15 protein-coding genes are annotated in these 19,720 nt (G+C 29.5%); 6 read left to right on the forward strand and 9 right to left on the reverse strand.

All coding sequences use genetic code 11. From position 1 onward, the window contains the following. Positions 1-74: 74 nt before the first annotated feature. The 4 genes from ACXGQT_RS06300 to ACXGQT_RS06315 all read left to right on the forward strand — a co-directional run bounded on the left by ACXGQT_RS06300 (position 75) and on the right by ACXGQT_RS06315 (position 5,327). Positions 75-656 (forward strand): Crp/Fnr family transcriptional regulator, encoded by a 582-nt coding sequence (locus ACXGQT_RS06300; protein WP_457830552.1) that lies wholly within the window; start codon positions 75-77, stop codon positions 654-656. Positions 657-881: 225 nt separating this feature from the next. After that, entirely contained in the window at positions 882-1,457 is a 576-nt protein-coding gene (locus ACXGQT_RS06305) for a Crp/Fnr family transcriptional regulator (protein WP_457830553.1), read from the forward strand. 94 nt (positions 1,458-1,551) lie between these two features. Next, positions 1,552-2,871, forward strand: coding sequence for a ribosome biogenesis GTPase Der (gene der / locus ACXGQT_RS06310; protein ID WP_457830554.1), 1,320 nt, complete (start codon positions 1,552-1,554; stop codon positions 2,869-2,871). Positions 2,872-2,936: 65 nt separating this feature from the next. Beyond that, positions 2,937-5,327 (forward strand): GAF domain-containing protein, encoded by a 2,391-nt coding sequence (locus ACXGQT_RS06315; protein ID WP_457830555.1) that lies wholly within the window; start codon positions 2,937-2,939, stop codon positions 5,325-5,327. Here ACXGQT_RS06315 and ACXGQT_RS06320 read toward each other — a convergent pair. Then, the gene (locus ACXGQT_RS06320; RefSeq protein WP_457830556.1) at positions 5,324-6,529 is read right to left on the reverse strand and encodes a Pycsar system effector family protein; all 1,206 of its coding nucleotides are present in this window, start codon (positions 6,527-6,529) and stop codon (positions 5,324-5,326) included. The two genes, ACXGQT_RS06315 and ACXGQT_RS06320, sit on opposite strands and share 4 nt — an antisense overlap. Between ACXGQT_RS06320 and ACXGQT_RS06325 the strand changes: the two genes are divergently transcribed. After that, positions 6,516-10,265, forward strand: a complete 3,750-nt coding sequence (locus ACXGQT_RS06325) for a metallophosphoesterase (RefSeq protein ID WP_457830557.1) — start codon at positions 6,516-6,518, stop codon at positions 10,263-10,265. The genes ACXGQT_RS06320 and ACXGQT_RS06325 overlap by 14 nt on opposite strands. Before the next feature lie 114 nt (positions 10,266-10,379). Here ACXGQT_RS06325 and recJ read toward each other — a convergent pair whose 3' ends face one another. The 8 genes from recJ to ACXGQT_RS06365 all read right to left on the reverse strand — a co-directional run bounded on the left by recJ (position 10,380) and on the right by ACXGQT_RS06365 (position 18,537). After that, positions 10,380-12,098 (reverse strand): single-stranded-DNA-specific exonuclease RecJ, encoded by a 1,719-nt coding sequence (gene recJ, locus ACXGQT_RS06330; protein ID WP_457830558.1) that lies wholly within the window; start codon positions 12,096-12,098, stop codon positions 10,380-10,382. A 125-nt stretch (positions 12,099-12,223) separates the two neighbouring features. Then, entirely contained in the window at positions 12,224-14,152 is a 1,929-nt protein-coding gene (locus ACXGQT_RS06335) for a leucine-rich repeat domain-containing protein (protein WP_457830559.1), read from the reverse strand. A gap of 15 nt (positions 14,153-14,167) precedes the next feature. Beyond that, entirely contained in the window at positions 14,168-15,538 is a 1,371-nt protein-coding gene (locus ACXGQT_RS06340) for a CotH kinase family protein (protein WP_457830560.1), read from the reverse strand. A gap of 6 nt (positions 15,539-15,544) precedes the next feature. Next, the gene (locus tag ACXGQT_RS06345) at positions 15,545-16,288 is read right to left on the reverse strand and encodes a DUF2490 domain-containing protein (protein ID WP_457830561.1); all 744 of its coding nucleotides are present in this window, start codon (positions 16,286-16,288) and stop codon (positions 15,545-15,547) included. Continuing rightward, positions 16,230-16,829, reverse strand: a complete 600-nt coding sequence (locus ACXGQT_RS06350) for a DUF4956 domain-containing protein (protein ID WP_457830562.1) — start codon at positions 16,827-16,829, stop codon at positions 16,230-16,232. Before ACXGQT_RS06350 ends, ACXGQT_RS06345 begins: the two co-directional genes overlap by 59 nt. A gap of 218 nt (positions 16,830-17,047) precedes the next feature. Then, entirely contained in the window at positions 17,048-17,689 is a 642-nt protein-coding gene (locus tag ACXGQT_RS06355) for an O-methyltransferase (protein WP_457830563.1), read from the reverse strand. 3 nt (positions 17,690-17,692) lie between these two features. After that, positions 17,693-17,950 carry a hypothetical protein gene (locus ACXGQT_RS06360; protein ID WP_457830564.1) on the reverse strand — a complete coding sequence of 86 codons (258 nt, stop codon included), beginning with the start codon at positions 17,948-17,950 and terminating at the stop codon, positions 17,693-17,695. A gap of 17 nt (positions 17,951-17,967) precedes the next feature. After that, positions 17,968-18,537 (reverse strand): sigma-70 family RNA polymerase sigma factor, encoded by a 570-nt coding sequence (locus ACXGQT_RS06365; RefSeq protein WP_457830565.1) that lies wholly within the window; start codon positions 18,535-18,537, stop codon positions 17,968-17,970. 564 nt (positions 18,538-19,101) lie between these two features. Here ACXGQT_RS06365 and ACXGQT_RS06370 point away from each other — a divergent pair. Beyond that, positions 19,102-19,608: a ferritin gene (locus ACXGQT_RS06370; protein ID WP_457830566.1), complete on the forward strand. Its 507-nt coding sequence runs from the start codon at positions 19,102-19,104 to the stop codon at positions 19,606-19,608. Positions 19,609-19,720 lie beyond the last annotated feature (112 nt).

The following is a 19,720-nucleotide window of genomic DNA, read 5'->3' on the forward strand; positions in this document are numbered from 1 at the left end:
TCTGTATATTTGAATAGTTACCTCCTTACAATACAAGAGGTAACTATTCTTTTTTTATCAAAACTAAACTTAAAATGCCTAGAAGAATTGTAGATTTTCTATCTAAAACTCATGAAATACCAAATGCAGAAGCTGATATATTAATGAGTTTGGTAAAAACTACCACCCTTAACAAAGGCGAATACTTAAACTTTGAAGACAAAATTCCTAGACATGGTGCATTTGTTATTTCTGGAGTTTTAAGAGAGTTTTACACAGACACTAAAGGGATTGATTACATTAGGAGATTTGCTTACGAAAACTGGTGGATGGTTGATCTATATGAACTTTTACATGATAAACCAGCACTTTGTAGTGTTCAAGCTATTGAAAAAACAGAATTATTAACTTTTACTAAAGACGATTGTAATGTGTTGATAAACAAATGTCCTGTAGCAACAAAAGTTTTACGAGAAATTTCTGCTGCCGAAAAGTATTCACTTGCAAAAAAAGAAAAACAAAAAAGAAGTTTATCTGCCCAAGAAAACTACGAATCTTTACTAAAACTTCATCCTGGAATTGATAAACGAATAGCTTTGTTTCATATAGCTTCATATCTAAACATCAAACCAGAGTCTTTAAGTAGAATTAGAAAACAAATGAGTTTAATAAAATAACCTTTTAACAACCTCATTTTCTTTTATTTACAAAATATTCAATCAAAAAAGAGATATTTTATTATATTGATTTTTTTTTAATGTAATTTTGTAATCCTATTAAAGAAAATTAACAAAGTTGTAAAACGGCTTTATTTTTGTGGCCTATAAATACCTGCTAAGTATTTATATATCTGTGCTATGTTAGATACTACAATTATAAATCCACCCTAAACCATTTGAGTAATGCTTAACAAAATAAAAGAGTACTACAAAAAAAGAGATGTCTTAATCCCAGATCATGAATTTGAGATTATTTCTAATTTACTTACCTGTAAAACCCTAAACAAAAAAGAATATTTTTATAAAACTGGAGATACCAACACTTCAGTTGCCTATATCCTTAAAGGATCTGTAAGAGTTTTTATTACAGGCAGTCAAAAACAAGAATTTAATCGATTTTTTGCCTTTGAAGATTGGTGGATAGGAGAATATCACCAAGTAATGAACAGCTTACCTTCCAAAACCAGTATTCAAGCACTTGAAAAAACTGAAATGATTGAAATTACAAAAGAAGCTGTTGATGTTATTTTAGAAAAATGTCCTGTATTTACAAGAGCTACTTTTAATTTTTATTTAAAAAGCTATGCCAATCTTTTAGAAAAAGAAGAAATAAAAAAAACACTAACCATAGAAGAATTATACTTAGATCTTCTTAAAAACAAACCTCAAATTATAAAAAGAGTACCTCTTTATCATATTGCAAGTTATTTGGGTGTAAAACCAGAATCTTTAAGCAGAGTTAAAAAGAAATTCCAATAAATTCTAGCGATAAAATTTAATTTTATCGCTTTCATTATTTGCTTTGATTTTATAACCATTCATTTTACGTATCTTTGCACAAAATTTACATTTCATGAATAGTATTGTAGCCATAGTAGGAAGACCCAATGTAGGAAAATCTACTTTATTTAATAGATTGATTCAACGTAGAGAAGCTATTGTTGATGACGTGAGTGGTGTTACAAGAGACAGACACTATGGTAAAAGTGATTGGAATGGAAAAGAATTTTCTCTAATAGATACTGGTGGTTACGTTGAAGGATCTGATGATATTTTTGAAGAAGAAATTAGAAAACAAGTAATTTTAGCTCTTGAAGAGTGTGATATTATTGTTTTTGTAGTTGATGTTACTTCAGGAATTACCCCTTTAGACGAAACTGTTGCTACCCTATTAAGAAAAAGTAAAAAACCTGTATTTGTTGCCATTAACAAGGTTGACAATGCAATGAGAGAATCCGATGCCTATGAGTTTTATAATTTAGGTTTAGGTGATTTCTATACTATTTCTTCTATTAATGGAGGAGGAACAGGTGAATTGTTAGATGCTTTGGTAAATGAAATGCCTGATATTAAAGAGGAAGACACACAAATTAATCCTACCGATGAATTACCTAGATTTGCAGTAGTAGGGAGACCTAATGCTGGTAAATCATCATTTATTAACGCATTGGTTGGTAAAGACAGAAATATTGTAACAGATATTGCAGGAACTACAAGAGATACTATTGATACTGTATATAACAAATTTGGTTTTGATTTTAAACTAGTAGACACTGCAGGAATTAGAAAAAAATCTAAAGTTAAAGAAGATATTGAGTTTTACTCAGTAATGAGAGCTGTTAGAGCAATTGAATATTGTGATGTTGCTATTTTAATGATAGATGCTACTCGTGGTTTTGAAGGACAAGACCAAAATATATTTTGGTTGGCTCAAAAAAACCGTAAAGGAATTGTAATTCTTGTAAACAAATGGGACTTGTTAGACAAAGAGACCAACACCATGAAAAAATGTGAGGAAATGATTCGTAAAGAAATTGCTCCATTTACTGATGTCCCTATTATATTTACTTCAACCATCACCAAACAACGTTTATTAAAAGCTTTAGAAACAGCTGTAGAAGTACACAAAAGCAGAAGCAATAAAATTGCTACAAGCAAACTAAACGAAACCATGCTAGAGGTAATTCAAAATTACCCACCTCCAGCTATTAAAGGTAAATATGTTAAAATTAAATACTGCATGCAGTTGCCAACACCAACGCCTCAATTTGCTTTTTTTGCTAATTTACCACAATACATTAGAGATCCCTACAAACGTTTTCTTGAAAATAAAATGAGAGAAATTTACGACTTTAAAGGAGTACCTATTACCATTTATTTTAGACAAAAATAAGTTGTTATTATTTACACCTTTTTACGACCTATAATTTGTAAATTCATTTATAGTAATAAAGGTACATGTATATATTAAAAAGCCCATTAGTAAATAAAGAACTTCCTATTAAAGTACATATTAGCTTTGATAGTATTTTTGAATATTTAGAAAATCAAGCAAAAAATAGCGATAGTATATTTCACGAATCTGCTATCAAACTACTTGATGAGCTAAAGGACTACCCTATATTAAAAGAAGGATTTACAGATTTATCTTTATTAAAAACTTACGAAAATCAAATTAAAAGATTACTCTCTATATTATTTCCAGACCTTTTACAAAGCAATGAAATAAAAGCAGCCTCTATTCCTTTTGACATGACTTCGTTTATGTTATCAAAAAGATTTAGAGATATTATAGACAATGCTGGTAATGATTTTAAATACGAAATAAGAAACTTTGACACCAAAAACATGTACATACTTACCTGTGTGTACATTTTAAGTTTTTACTATAATGAAAAGGTTGATTTTAAAAGACCTTTTTTCTATGATATTCCCGATATAAAAAACAACACCATTAAAAGCTACAGAGCTTTATATAATGCAGACTTTGCTAAAATTATTAAAACAGACAAAGCTCCTGAATTAACCAAAGATGACATCAAACATTTATTAAACAATTTTGATAATATTGATGTATGGAAAGAAAAACTACCTCCAAATTCTTATATTTTTAAAGGTTTTGGAATGATGAACCTTTTTGATGTAACCCAAGACGAAACCATTTCTAACATCAAAAATATTTTTATCAAAAGAAATTTTGAATCTTTAACCTCTTTACAACAACACCTAAGAGATTTATTTAATCTCCCTAATTTAAAAATGGGGGTTTCTATATACAATAAAAATCAAGAAGGAAGAAAGGTAAACTTTGTTAAACACAAGCTAGACCATAGCCTTATTGCTAATGAAGATTGTTGTAATGTTCAAGATTATTTTTGCCATGAAATTAAAGATCGTGTGTTTAATGATTGTCTAATTACCAGCATAGCTGATATTGATGAGTATAGAAAAAATTCTAACGAAAATGATTTTTATAAATCCATCAACTCTAAAAAAATAAAAAGTATAATTCTTGTTCCTATAAAACTGAATAATAATTACATGGCTGTTTTAGAGCTAGCCTCTTCAAAAAGTTATGCCTTAAACTCTATTAACGCAAACAAATTAAAAGACGTTTTACCAGTTTTAAGCATAGCAGTAGAAAGATCTATTGATGAACGTCAAAATTTATTAGAGTCTGTTATTCAAGAAAATTACACAACCATTCACCCAAGTGTAAAATGGAAGTTTTACAATGCTGCAGATGAATATTTATCAAATCAACATCAGCACATTAATACTAAATTGAGAAACATATCTTTTAAAAATGTGTATCCATTATATGGTCAATGTGATGTTAAAGATTCTTCAGCGGCTAGAAACAAAGCCATTCAAGATGATTTAAGCTATCAACTTAAACAAACTATTCTTTTATTTGAAAAAATACATCAAGATGAAAAGTTATTTATTTATGATGAAATTATTTTTAGATTAAACAAACACTTACAATCTATTAAAACAGGAATTAAAACTACTGATGAACTGCAAATAACTGATTTTTTTAAAGATGATATATATCCGGTACTAAACCACATTAAACAAAATAATTCCTTTATTCATAAAGAAATTGTTGCTTATGAAAATGAAATTGATCCAAACTTAAACATTGTTTACAAAAAACGTAAAGCATACGAAGATTTTATAATAAGTTTAAATAGTAGTTTAGCAAAACACCTTGACAAAGCCCAAAAAGAAGCACAAGAGTTTTACCCTCATTACTACGAGCGCTTTAAAACAGATGGTTTAGACTATAATATGTACATTGGTGAAAGTATTAGCAACACCAAAGAGTTTCACCCTATATACATTAAAAACATAAAACTTTGGCAATTAATTCAACAATGTGAGTTAGAAAAAATAGCCAAACAAATAGATATTGAGCATCCTGAAATCAGCCTTCAAGTAACCTCTTTAATTTTAGTTCACTCTCAACATTTAGACATTAAATTTAGAATGGATGAGAAAAAGTTTGATGTAGATGGAGCCTATAATATGAGATATGAAATCATAAAAAAAAGAATAGATAAATCTTACGTAAAAGGAACCAAAGAAAGATTAACTCAAACCGAAAAACTTGTAATTGTTTATACTCACGAATACGATTTGGAAGAATATTTAAAGTATATTGAATACTTAACCCAACAAAACTATTTTATAGGAGAAGTAGAACATGTTGATATTGAGGACTTACAAGGTGTTTCTGGTTTAAAAGCTATTAGAGTTAAAATTAACTATAATAGAGAACAAAATGATTTACTCTCTTTTAAAAACCTACTAAAGGCCACCAAGTTAATTAGCGAAAAAAACTAAAGTTCTAAGCTATAAAATGCAATTCCAAAAGAGATTACAGACAATACAATTCCTGTCATAAAAATAGCATAAGTTAACCTTAGCAACTTATATTTTTTAGCCAACACAAGTCCTAAAAAATACAAATCTTTATTTAAAGATTTATACAAATACTCTCTGTCATCTATCAAAGAAAACATACTTTTATTGAACATGTCTAGTGATACTTTATGGAAATTACCAAAAAACAACAAGTTCACTTTTTTATTATCAACATCCTCTTGAGTAAAGGTTCCTGAAGTAACTTTTGGTCTGGTTGATAGTATAGCAAACACAATAGATGTTACAGCTGTTAGTAAAAAAACAATGGTAGGTATAATTAAATATTGATTGCCTACTTTATCTAATTTAGGAAATAAATTAGCCAAAGCTAAAGACAATATTATAGCGTTTATACTTAGTAAAATGTTAGCTTTAGAATCTGCAATGGCACTTAAATTTATATGGTTTCTTAGCGTAACCCTATACATTGTCTCCACTGTTTTATCTGCTTTTTTATCAAAAGAACTTTTGTTTGATTTTGCTTTATTTTTTTCTCTTTTTAACAAAGCATCATCTTCTTTTTGAATGGCATTTTTTAATTTTTTTTCATTAGCTGCCAAGTTTGATGATTTTAAGGCACTCCAATTTCTAAAGGCAAAATCTGTATAAAACTTATGACCTCTCAAAAATTCAGAATTGCATTGATACCATTCAACATCTGTCAACGTTTTTCCCTCTAACAACTCCCACTCTGCTCTTAATAATTTACTATCAGACTCAAAAGAAGAGGTAGCAACATGGAACAAGTCCGCATCACAAATAATTTGTTCTAATTTATTTGTAGGGTTCTGAGGCATTTTAGTAGCTCTAATACAATTTACAACCACCTCTATTTTATCTTTAGGGTAATGGTGGTCTTCTAAAAAACTTACAACCTCTTTAACACCTCTTTCTTCATGATTTTCGCCTCCTGTTGCATAACCAATATCATGAAACCATGCTGCCAATAACAAACACTCTTTATCTTCATCAGAAATTTTTTCCTCTTTTGCTAGTGTTTTAGCAGCATCAACCACATCTTGTGTATGTGTAATGCTATGATAAATAGTACCAGAAGGCAAATTATGTTTTAAATAACTAACAACATATAATTCTGCAGACTCAACTATGGAAGATTTCATATCTTTATATTGCGATTTAACCAAATTTATTAAAAATAAGTTTACTTTTAGTTTATCATTACATCAAATAAAAATGAATTTAATTTCAATCAAAAATTTACTTCTATTCATTTCTTTTACACTGGTAATGAGTTGTGCTACCTACAAAAAACAAATTTCTAGACACTTTAAAAACTGGAATGTAAACAAAACATCAAGCAAAGAAGTTAGTAATATTTATTTAATTGGTGATGCAGGAGACCTTGCAGCGGGAAATAAAACCTTAGAAAAGCTACAAAAAGAACTACAACAAGAAAATGAAAATAGTACGGTTATTTTTTTAGGTGATAATGTATATCCTAAAGGAATTAATCCTAAAAAGGGCATTTCGCAAAAAGATGGAATTGCAAAACTAAACGCCCAACTTAACATTCTAAAAAATTACAAAGGAAACACCATTTTTATCCCTGGAAATCACGATTGGTATTATGGATTAGATGGATTGAAGAAGCAAGAAAAACTAGTAGAAGATTCCTTAGGTAAAAACACCTTTTTACCCGAAAATGGTTGTCCGTTAGAAGTTGTTCACCTTAATAAAGAGGTTGATGTAATCATAATAGATTCACAATGGTATATAACAGACTGGAACAAACATCCTAAAATGAACGACAAATGTGATGAAATTAAAACTCGAGAAAAGTTTTTTGTTGAATTAGAAGGATTGATTAATAAAAGTCAAAATAAAATTACACTAATAGCCATTCATCATCCTTTAACTAGCAAAGGAACTCATGCTGGAGAAAATTCTTTTAAAAAACACATTTTTCCATTTTCTAATAACATTCCTATGCCTATCGTAGGAAGCATTTTTCAAACAATTAGAAAAACCAGTGGTTTAAACCCACAAGATTTAAACGCTTACAGATATAATGAATTAACAAAAAGAGTTAGCACTTTAGCCAAAGAACACTCTCATCTTATTTTTGTATCAGGTCACGAACATAACCTACAATATTTATTTAAAGATGGAATTCCACAAATTATTAGTGGTGCAGGTTCTAAAACCTCTCCTACTTATTTAGGAAAAGAAAAAGGGTTTACCTATGGAAAAAACGGATATGCAAAACTTAGTATTTATCCAAAAAAACACGTTGATGTTACTTTTAAAAACAATGAAGGAACCATTTTTAAAACTACAGTTTTTAAACCTGAACATAAGAAAAAAGACACTTTGTACAATAAAAGCATCAAACCCTATGCAACTACATCTATCTATCCTAAATCATTAACCGATAAAAGTAAATTTTACACCGCTCTCTGGGGGCATCACTACAGAAAAGAGTATAGTACTCTTGTAAGGGCAAAAACAGTTATGTTAGACACTTTATATGGCGGGTTAACTTTGGTAAAAAAAGGAGGAGGACATCAATCTAAATCTTTACGTTTGATAAATCCTGAAGGAAAACAATACGTAATGCGAGCTTTAAAAAAGAGTGCCGTTAGATTTTTACAAACAGTTGCTTTTAAAAATGATTACGTTACCAATGACTTAAAAGATACTTATACCGAAAATATTTTATTCGATTTTTATACCTCTGCACATCCCTATACACCTTTTATTATTGGTGACTTGTCTGATGCTATTAAAGTATATCACACAAATCCAAAATTATTTTACGTTCCTAAACAAAAAACCATTGCCCCACATAATGATGAATTTGGAGATGCTTTATACATGATCGAGGAAAGACCTGAAGATGGGCACAATGATTTGGCTTCTTTTGGGTTTCCTGATGATATTATTAGTACAGATGATTTATTTGCAAAACTTAGAGATAGTAAAAACAACAAACTAGATGAAAGAAATTATGTAACCGCTCGTTTGTTTGATATGATTTTAGGTGACTGGGATAGACATGTAGATCAATGGAGATGGGCTGAATTTAAAAATGGAAAACAGAAATTATTTAGACCAATCCCTAGAGATAGAGATCAGGCATTTTCTAACTACGATGGCTTTATTTTAAAAACCCTAACCACACTTATAGATCCCATTAAATTAATGCAAACTTACGATAAAGACATTCGTAATTTATATAAGTTTAATGATGAACCCTACCCTATAGATGTATCGCTTTTACAAGAAAGTGACTACTCCATTTGGCAAGAACAAGCCAAATATATCAAAGAAAACTTAACAGATAATGTTATTAACAAAGCCTTTGAACATTTGCCAGAAACTGTTAAGAATGAAAACATTAACAACATAAAAAACGTATTAAAGTACAGACGAGATCACGTGGTTGATATTGCCAAACAATATCAAAAAATACTAGAGAAATTTGCCATTATAAAAGGAACAGATAATAGTAATTACTTTGAAATTTCTGCTAACAAAGAAACTACAACCGTTAAAGTTTACGACCTTAAAAAAGATAAAATAGGAGAACATTATTTTACTCGTAAATTTAGCAACAACAATACCAAAGAAATATGGATTTATGGTTTAGATCACGATAATTTGTTTCATGTTTTAAATACAGATGCTAAAAGCCCTAAAATTCGTTTGATTGGTGGACAAAATAAAGATACTTATCATGTTGAAAAATCGGCTAAAAAAGTCCGTGTGCATGATTTTAGTAGCAAAAAAAATATTTTTAAAGGACCATTAAAAAAACACCTTACAGACAGGTATGACAATAATATTTACGAATTCAGAAAAGTAAAAGATTACACCCAAACCATTACACCTTTAATAGGTTACAATCCTGATGATGGTTTAGCTATTGGAGCCTCTTTTAACAGAACATTTTACGGATATAACCGTCAACCATTTAGCAACAAACATGTTTTTAACCTTAAGTATTATTCAGCTACACAAGGGTTTGATTTCTCTCATCGTAGTGAGTTTGCTACTTACTTAAACCATTGGAATGTTTTTGTAAAAAGCCGATTGACAAGTTCTAACTTTAGCAATAACTTTTTTGGTTTTGGAAATAATACTGTTAATCATGATGATGATTTAGGCTTAGATTACAACCGTGTAAAATCTGAAATAAAAAGTATAGAACCAGGTGTTACTTGGAACAATTTAATGGGAGCCAGTTTTAATATTAGCATTCCTCTTACCATATATGAATTAGAAGAAATGGAAGATAGGTATTTAAATACCTTACCTGTTGAATTTGATGAACAAAATTTTGCTGGAATTAAAACCAGCCTACACTATAATAACTACAACAGTAACGCTTTACCTATTTTAGGTTTTGATTTTAACCTTACTACTGGATGGGATTATAACCTTTCTAAAAATTCTTCTTTGGCCTATTTAAAGACTGATTGGGGAATGCTTGTTCCTATATCATTAAACAAAAAATGGGCATTGTCTAGTAAAATTCGTTCTCAATTTAATTTTGGTGATGATTTTCAGTTGTATCAATCTGCTTTTATTGGTGGAAATAATGGCTTAAGAGGATACAGAAATGAACGTTTTTCTGGAAAACAAAGCTTTGTACAAAACACCAATTTAAGATATACCATTAACAATGTTAAAACACCTGTTTTACCCTTAACTTACGGTGTTTCTTTGGGTTATGATTATGGTAGGGTTTGGTTGCCCAACGAAGAATCTGATAGGTGGCATACTTCTTACGGAACTACTTTATGGTTTAGTGCTCCATTGGCTAAAATTAATTTTAACTTATTTAATAGTACAGAAGGATTAAGATTTACCTTTGGTGTTGGTGTGAATTGGTAAGTTGATGTTTGATAAAACTCTAAAATCAATAACTACTTTTTTTATTGATGTGCTTCATCACTCAAAAAAACTTAACTTGTAAACAATCTAAAAGTAATGGTTCATAACAAACAACTAATCGTTTACCCTAATATCTTTTAACATTAATTGTAATGAAGTAAAACCATTCCAATTATTTTCTTCTAAAGTAAAAGCAGCTTCAAAAGTTTCGGCCTGTTGAATTTCATCTAACTGATGTCCCATACCAAAACCTATAGCATTATAGGTTTTATCATCGGCTCCATAAATAATATTTAAACGCAAATGTTCTGGCAAATCATCTTCATACTCTACTTTACCTATACGTTTACCATAACCATTGTCTCTTAATGCAGTGGCTTTAAAAACAGGTTTCATATTGGCAGGACCAAATGGAGCAAATTGTGATAATATTCTATAAAATTTTGGGGTTAGGTATGATAAATCAACCTCAGCATCAATAGAGATTTCTGGTGTTTTTTGTTCTTCTGTTAAGGTTTCTTTAACTACTTTTTCAAAAGCATTTTTAAAAGCATTGTAATTTTCTGGTAACAATGTTAAACCTGCAGCATATTTATGACCTCCAAATTGTTCTATATGCTCTGCACAAGCCTCTAAAGCATTATACACATCAAAACCTTTAACCGAACGTGCCGATGCTGCTAGTTTATCTCCACTTTTGGTAAATACCAAAGTTGGCCTATAGTAATTCTCTATGAGTCTTGAAGCCACAATACCAATAACACCTTTATGCCAAGTTTCACAAAAAACAACACTCGTGCTGTTTTGCTCTTCATTATTTTCTCTAATTTGTTGTAAAGCTTCATCGGTTATTTTTTTATCTAGTTCTTTTCTATCAGCATTATATTGGTCAATTTCACTAGCAAACTTTTTTGCCAGAGATATGTTTTGTTCCGTTAACAACTCTACGGCATGAATTCCTTGTTTCATTCTACCAGCAGCATTAATTCTTGGAGCAATTATAAACACTACATCTGTAATGGTTAATTCTGTTTTTTGTACTTGCTCTAAAATAGCTTTAATTCCTGGTCTTGGATTTGAATTGATTAATTTTAATCCATGATAGGCTAAAATTCTATTCTCACCATCCATAGGAACAATATCTGCAGCAATACTCACTGCTAACAAATCTAAATACGGTATTAACGTTTCAAAAGGATGTTCTAATGTTTCTGCGATGGCTTGAATTAATTTAAATCCAACTCCACAACCAGACAATTCATCATAAGGGTAATGGCAATCTACTTGCTTAGGATCTAATACCGCTACGGCATCAGGAACAGTATCTCCTGGTCTGTGGTGATCACAAATAATAAAATCTATGTTTTTTTCTTTTGCATAAGCTACTTTATCAATGGCTTTAATTCCACAGTCTAAAGCAATAATTAAAGTAATTTCGTTATCATCAGCAAAATCAATTCCTTGATAAGAAATTCCATATCCTTCTGCATATCTATCAGGAATATAAGTTACCACATTAGGATATAGCGTAAGCAGATAAGTAGACATTAAAGCTACAGATGTAGTTCCATCTACATCATAATCGCCATAGACCATTATATTCTCGTTATTTTCTATGGCAGTAAAAATTCTTTGTACAGCCTGTTCCATTCCTTTCATTAAAAAAGGATTGTGTAACTCCGCTAAGTTTGGTCTAAAAAAACTTTTGGCTTCATCAAATGTATTGATTCCTCTTAAAGCCAATAACTGAGCCAACACTCTATCTATTCCCAAAGATTTAGACAAAGAATTTACAACATCATTATTAGGTAAAGGTTTGGAAATCCAACGCATAGCTTTTAAGTTTCAATTTACAGAAATATAACAAACTTAATAGAAAACAGTGCATTTGAATAACATTGATTAAAAAATTATTTAACAGTTTTTATAAAGTAGGAAAAGCTAATAATCAACAGAGATTACTTAACATACATTTTTACAAAAACTTTATTTCCTAAGTGGTCATCAGCAATTACAATATAAACTCCATCTAAGTTTTGATTTGGAATTTGTTGCCCTTTTGTATTATAAATTGCTAAAGAAACATAATCTTCTAAATTATTAGTTACTGTTCCCGAGTGATAACCTAATATTAAACCTGGTATTTGGTTACCTGTAGTTTCTATTAAATCATCTCCATCTTTAACGCTTTTAAAGCCCTCCCAATAAGCATGGTTGTAGGCATAAAAAGTATTCTCTGGTATAGTTAAGTTGATATCACTTTTATTAGAAAATAAATCATTATACTCAAAGGGAATGGTACTTTCTGACACCACTTCTGTGATTGGATTATTATGAAAAGCCAAATAATCAATACTTTTTACATTTTCTGGCAAAGTAACACGAGTTATTTTATTATTACTAAAAGCAGAAATACCTATGGTTTTTACAGCATTCCCAATAATTAAAGTTTCTATTTTATTATCGTAAAAAGCAAGATTAGAAATGGTAGTTACTTTATTTGGAATAGTAACACTTGTTAACTTGTTATTATTAAAAGCGTAGGAACCAATAGTCTCTACAGCATCACCAATTGTTAAACTATTTATACTGTTGTTATAAAAGGCTGCGTTGGCAATAATTTTTACGTTATTAGGAATTAAAACACTTGTTAAAACATTGTTAGAAAAGGCTTCATTCCCTATATAATTAACATTAGCAGATAGTACTACACTAATTAAACTATTATCCTTAAAGGCATAGGAATCTATAGTGTAAACGTTGTCTGGAATGGTTATGTTTATTAAGTTATTTGCTGAAAAAGAATCATAACCTATGATATTTAAAGTATTTGGAAAAGTTACGCTAGATAAATTTTTGTTTTTAAATGCAGTTGTTCCTATTTCTGTTACTGTATAAGTATTTCCATGATGGCTAATTTCACTAGGAATGAGAATACTTGTATTAGTCCCATTATAATTTTCTATTTTAACATATCTTTCTCTAACATTTACAATGGAATACTCAATTTCATCTATTATAAATGATTCTAACGCTATAACTTCACCATTAACAGTCTTAAAACTTGTCCACCCTGCATTGGTATAAGCTTCTAAAGTATTTTCAGGAATTGTTAAATCTATATCAAAATTATTATCAAAAGTATTAGATGGTAAGCTTGCAGGATTTATACTTAATGAATTTACACTAGTAATAGCATTGTATAAAAAAACACCATCTCCAAAACTTGTTACGCTAGAACCTATGCTTACATTTTCTATAGCATTACTAGAAAATACATTTTTTTCTATATTGATAACCTTGTTAGGAATTACTACTTGTGTGATAGAGTTGTTATTAAAAGCGGCTTCTCCTATATTTTCTAAATTATCTCCTAAAGAAATAGTTGCTAAAGAATTACTGATAAAAGCATATTTACCGATATCTGTTACATTGTTTGGAATACTTATGTGTGTTAATGAATTATTTGCAAAAGCCGAATTCCCAATAAAAGTAATACTATTGGGCAGTGTTATATTGGTTAAAGAATTATTAGAAAAAGCATCAGAACCAATACTTTCAACTCCATTCGCAATAGTTAATGTAGTTAATTGATTGCTTGAAAAAGCTCCTGATTCTATAATTAACACAGAACTAGGAATGCTAACATTTATTAAAGAATTTTGATAAAAAGCTCCATTCTTAATTTTTGTAACTGGATAGGCAATGCTGTTATATTCTACTGAATTGGGAATATCAATTGAGGTATCACTTCCTAAGTAGTCTAGAATTTCAACCTCATTACTATTTACAATATTGTAGTGTATATTGTTATCTGTAAATGTTTGAGCATTTGTTAAATAAACATTTAATAATAAACTCAGTACTAAAAGTAGTTTGCTTTTCATAATCCTCCTTTAGTTTTAATTAGCTAGATAAGATGTTACCGCTTCGTTTCTAGAAACACAGAACGCTTTCATAGTTTCTATAGCTGTTTCAAAATCTTCGGAACCATCAAACAAACTTGTGTATTCTGGACTTTCTGATGTAACACTTGATAAAATTAAATTATAATAATTATCAAATTTTGTTTCCATTATACTTGGGTTGTAATAATTGTCTACAAAATCTTTTAAATATGTTTTATAATCTTGTTCATAAGAGGCCACTCCCATTAAAAAAGTGATTAATGTCCAATCATCCGAAACTTCTGTCATTCCCAAGGACAAAGCTTGTAATTGTGCAGAACCACTTAAAAAAGCTTCATTATTATCCCAAACAATCCATTTGATAAGTCCATCAGCAGGATCGTGATACAAAAAATAATTATGTCTCATATTTCCATATGTATCCCAATTTTGGATGGTATTATTTACAGCCAAATACTTTAAAAATCCTTGAACATCAAAAACACTTTCTAAATTAGTTTTCCAAGTTTCAACATCAGTAGTTCTTAAAGGAGAATGTAGTATGGCATATAATTCTTGAATATCAGACCAATCGGCTAATTCTTCATTTGTTTTTTTCTCAAAATCTTCTAAGTTAAATTCGTTAGCAGAAAACATTGACCCTCTTCCTTCTGGTTTATAACAATTTCCGGTATTACTCCCAAAAACAGAAAATAACATGGTATCAAAAACGACTTCATCTAACGTATATAAACCATAATAAACAGGAACTCCAGAACCCTCATCTACATACACTTCGTAAAAAGCAGTTTTCACTGCCGGCACTCCAAAATCTCTAAATAATTCTGTAGCTACCTTTTCTCTTATATATGAAGCATCATTATAATTACTTCCTAAGGAAAGGTCTTGAAATCCATAAAATCTCTGATTTTTAATTTCAGGATATTCATCTTCAAACACATCAAACTTAAGTCTTAAAGGTAATTTACCATTTCCGTTATTATACGCTCCAAATAAACTTGAATTTCCTTTATACCTAATACCTACATGAAACCATTGTTGCTCATTAAAATATAAATCGCAAGGAGCATATACCGGTTTATCATCAGAAAAAACATTAGGCCCTGCAGCTTCTGTTATTAAACTTGCCAAATTAGACCTCATACTTTTATATTCCTCTGGAGAAAAAACTATATCTACCCTATTTACTTTATTTTGTGGAAAAACAATATTATAATTAATTCCTTCTACATCGGTATGAGTTGCCAAAGTCCATTCCTGAATATCTTTATTAGGAACCACCTCTACTTCTCTACAAGAAACTGCTAAAAGTGCTATGATTAAAACCAATAATGCTGGTTGAATATTTTTTATTTTTATATTCATAATGGATTATTTTAAAGTGTAAGTATATTTTACCCCAACAATATTCACCGCTTTAGGATAAGTTGTGTTCAACTCATTATCAAACCCATAAAATAGTTTCATTTTGGCAGATTTATGCACCTTAAATGTAGTTCCAAGCGTAATTCTATAACTTTCTAATTGATTTTCTGATGCCGCCCCTATAGAACGAAACAATTCTCCTGATAACTCTGGATCTAACTTCCATTTTTTTATATTGCAAACAGCTTCTGCTTTAAAACGAAGGGTTTCCTTTAGTTCATCCTCTACACTTAGTTCATTTCTATTTTGATAACGGATCCTGTATTTAAAATCAATATTATTTATTTTATGTTCATATGTTCCATCCACATGATATCTAAAATAATCTTCGTACCCCTGAACTTTGCCAGTATTATCGTTGTTTTTAATATAACGTAACCCTCCAGATAATTCAAAACGTTTAGATAACTTATACTCTAAATCTAACTGACCAAAATACTGACTTACTTCTGAACTATTATTTTCTAACCTTAACTGACCTTGTAGTGCTACTGCCCATTTTTTATTGACCTTGTATTTTAAGTTTATACTAGACCATGTTTCCAAATCTCTAACTACAATGGTATCTTGTCCATAAGTAGCTAAAGAAAACAAAAGAATCCCTATCAAAAAAAACTTACTAATGATGGTTTTATTTATTTTGATAGTATATGGTAATATTGGCAAACTTTCTTTTAAAATTAACTTCATGCACTTTTATTTTCTCTATAGTTAAACCTGTTTTTTCTTCCAAGTCTTGCTTTAAAATTTGATAATTTTCTGGTTTTATATTCTCTATAACTTCGTAAACAATTTTTCTTGATACCAAGTGTTTTAAACTCCAAAACCACTCTGTAAACCAAAGAACCGCAATAATTAGAATATTAGCCGTAATTAACTCTATGTGACTCATTTTTTTATTGGCCAAAGAATTTATAACGGAAACGCCTATGACCACAAACAAGTAAGTCATTTCTTTAATTTCTATAGCGTTTGTTCTATATCGTATAATTCCAAAAATGGCAAACAGTCCTAATGCCATCCCCAAATCTAATTCAAACTTTTTAAGGGTAAAGCACAAAAAGAAAACGATTACACTTATCATATAATAAGTAAAAAAGTACTCTTTGTTTTTAGCTTTTTTATAATAAAGACCTCTTATTATAATGGTTAAAAAACCAATATTTATACAAAACTTAAAAAGCATTTTGTAAAAATCATCATCAAAAACAGGTATATTATATATTTCCATATTCTTTAGCTTAACTACACAAAATTAAGTGTGCTTATGTCTTAATTGACAAAAATGGGAAAAATAAAACAAAAAAACGCTGTAAAAACACAGTAGGCAAACTAATCTATAAAAAACTGATTTTAAAACAATTAAAGTCCATCCATTATTTTATAAAAAGAGGAGGTAATCCTAATTTATAGAATCACCTCCTCTTTTGGTTTTATTTAAGGTTTTTTTTATTTTACTCTAGTAATGGTTAGCCCATCTCTAATAGGTAACAAAACAGTCTCAACCCTAGAGTCTTCATTTATTTTTTTATTATAAGCTACCAAAGCAACCGTATCAATATCTTTAGGATTAATTTCTTGAACAACTTTTCCACTCCACAAAACATTATCAGATAAAATAACTCCTCCTGAATTCATTTTATCTATAATCAAATCAAAGTAATTAGCATAATTTGCTTTGTCGGCATCAATAAAAACCAAATCAAACTTTTGTTTAATGGTTGGAATGATATCAACAGCATTACCTACGTGTTGATGAATTTGATTTCCCCAAGAAGACAAATCAAAATACTTGCGTTGTAAATCATACAACTCTTCATTTTTATCTATGGTATGTAAACTTCCTTTTGCCTGAATTCCTTCACACATACAAAGTGCTGAATAACCTGTATAAGTTCCTATTTCTAATATATTCTTAGGGTTTATTAATTTAGAAATCATGGCCAAAAGTCTACCTTGAAAATTTCCACTTAACATTCGTGGATTTAAAACGGTTTGCCAAGTTTCTGTATTAAGAGCCTCTAAAAGTTCTGGTTCTGGTTGAGAGTGATTTACGGCATAATCATCAATCTCATCGGGTAAAAAATGCATTTGTTATAAGGTCTTTTCTAGTTCTTTTATTTGTTGTTTTAATTTTTCTTTATCTACTTGTGACAAACAACATTTTGATAGTTCTTTTCGTTTTTTAACCAAGTTACACATGGTAGATATTTCTGAATTTTGTTTGCTAAACACCCTACATACTTTACAGTACAAAAAATGTAGGTTTAATTTTATTTTTTCTAATATTGAAGCTTCTCCATATTGTGCTTTTGTGCAAATTGTAGTTGCTTGTTCGCATGTAATTTTCATTTTTCCCATCACCTAAATTACTTTTTAAACCAATTATCTTCCATACATTTTCTTAGTTGAGTTCTTGCTCTGTGAATAATTACCCAAAGATTAGACGGAGTGATATCCAGCTCATTACAAATATCTTCTGTATCAAAACCTTGAATGGTTTTCATTTCAAAAACAATTCTATACTTTTCTGGTAATTTAGCAATACAGGCTTGCAAAGCCTCTCCTAACTCTTCTGTTTCTATGTCAGCATCAGTATCACCAGACCAATCTTGTGGCACACGCTCTTCTATCCAATCTCCTTCTCTATCTCCATCATTATAAAAGTTCATACGAACTTCGGCTTTTCCTTTATTAGAATTTATCTTTCTATAATGATCTATTATTTTTCTTTTTAAAATTGAAATCAACCAAGTTCTTTCACTCGCTTTACCTTCAAAATTTTTCATAGATTTTAAACCTGCAAAAAAAGTTTCTTGCACCAAATCTTTAGCTTTATCTGCATCATTAACTCTTGCAATGGTATAATTAAAGAGGTAATCTGCATAAGCATCTATCCAATTGTCTGGGTTTAAAGTATGTATTTTGGTTTCTGGCATATTCCTTAAAAGGTTTTATCTGAAGATAAATATAAGGTATAGAATTTATACTTTCTTAAAATCTAAAAAAAATGATAAAACCATTTTGCTCCCTACCAAAACTTTATTTTTATTTATTATAAATAAAACATATATTTGCACAAAATTTTTATAAACAAAAGTATTGTGACAAATATTTGTGATGTTAATATTTCTGTAAGTTTAGAAAAACTGACCTTGTGTAAGGTTCAATTGCATTTTTTTGAAAAAAGAATACAATTGAGTTTTCCTCAATTATTACAATTAAGACAACAGTTAAACTATTTAACCAGCCCGGAAAAATTAACAAACATTATTGACAACGAGAACTTTGTACTACTTTTTCTAGCAGATAAGCAACATTTACTTTTTGTTGAAATACCTTATCTATTAAATTTAAAGGATGAAATTGACTCCTTTTTTTCAGTCTCAGTTTAAATAATGCATTAATTTAGACTCTTTTCAAATCACGTTTAATCAACTATTTAGCTTCATTCTACGCACACTATCTTGTAATTTTGTATTGTAATTTAAAAGGAAAGAATCATGAATACAATTATAAGAAAACAAATATCTATTCACCCCGAAGTGATGGATTTATTAAATAATCAGATTGCCATGGAAATGCATGCATCTGCTTCTTACTTAGCAATGGCTTCATGGTGTGACCAAAGAGAATTGTTAAATAGTAAAGCCTTATTTTACGAGCAAGCCGAAGAAGAAAGAGAACATGCCATGAAAATTTTTAAATTTATTAACGACAACGGTGGAGCTGCAATTTCTCCAAGTGTAGATCTTGTTAATAATGATTTTGATAGCTTACTTGCCATTTTTGAAAAATCTCTTGAGCAAGAAATTGCCGTTTCAGAATCAATTAAAAAAATATTTAAAAAAGCTAGAAACGTAGATGACTTTGTATCTGAAGCCATGCTACAATGGTTTATTACAGAACAAGCTGAAGAAGAAGATAAATTTAGAAGTATTATTGATATTTTTGAATTAATGGAAGGAATGCCATTAAAAATGATTGATGAAAGAATTCCAACTGAATAAAAAATATTTAAACACATAAATAAAAACCTCCTTAAAAATTACTTTAAGGAGGTTTTTATATTTATCACTTTATCCTATTCGCTATTTTCTAATAAATAATCTGTAATTTTAC

The organism is Wenyingzhuangia sp. IMCC45467 (genome assembly GCF_054111205.1).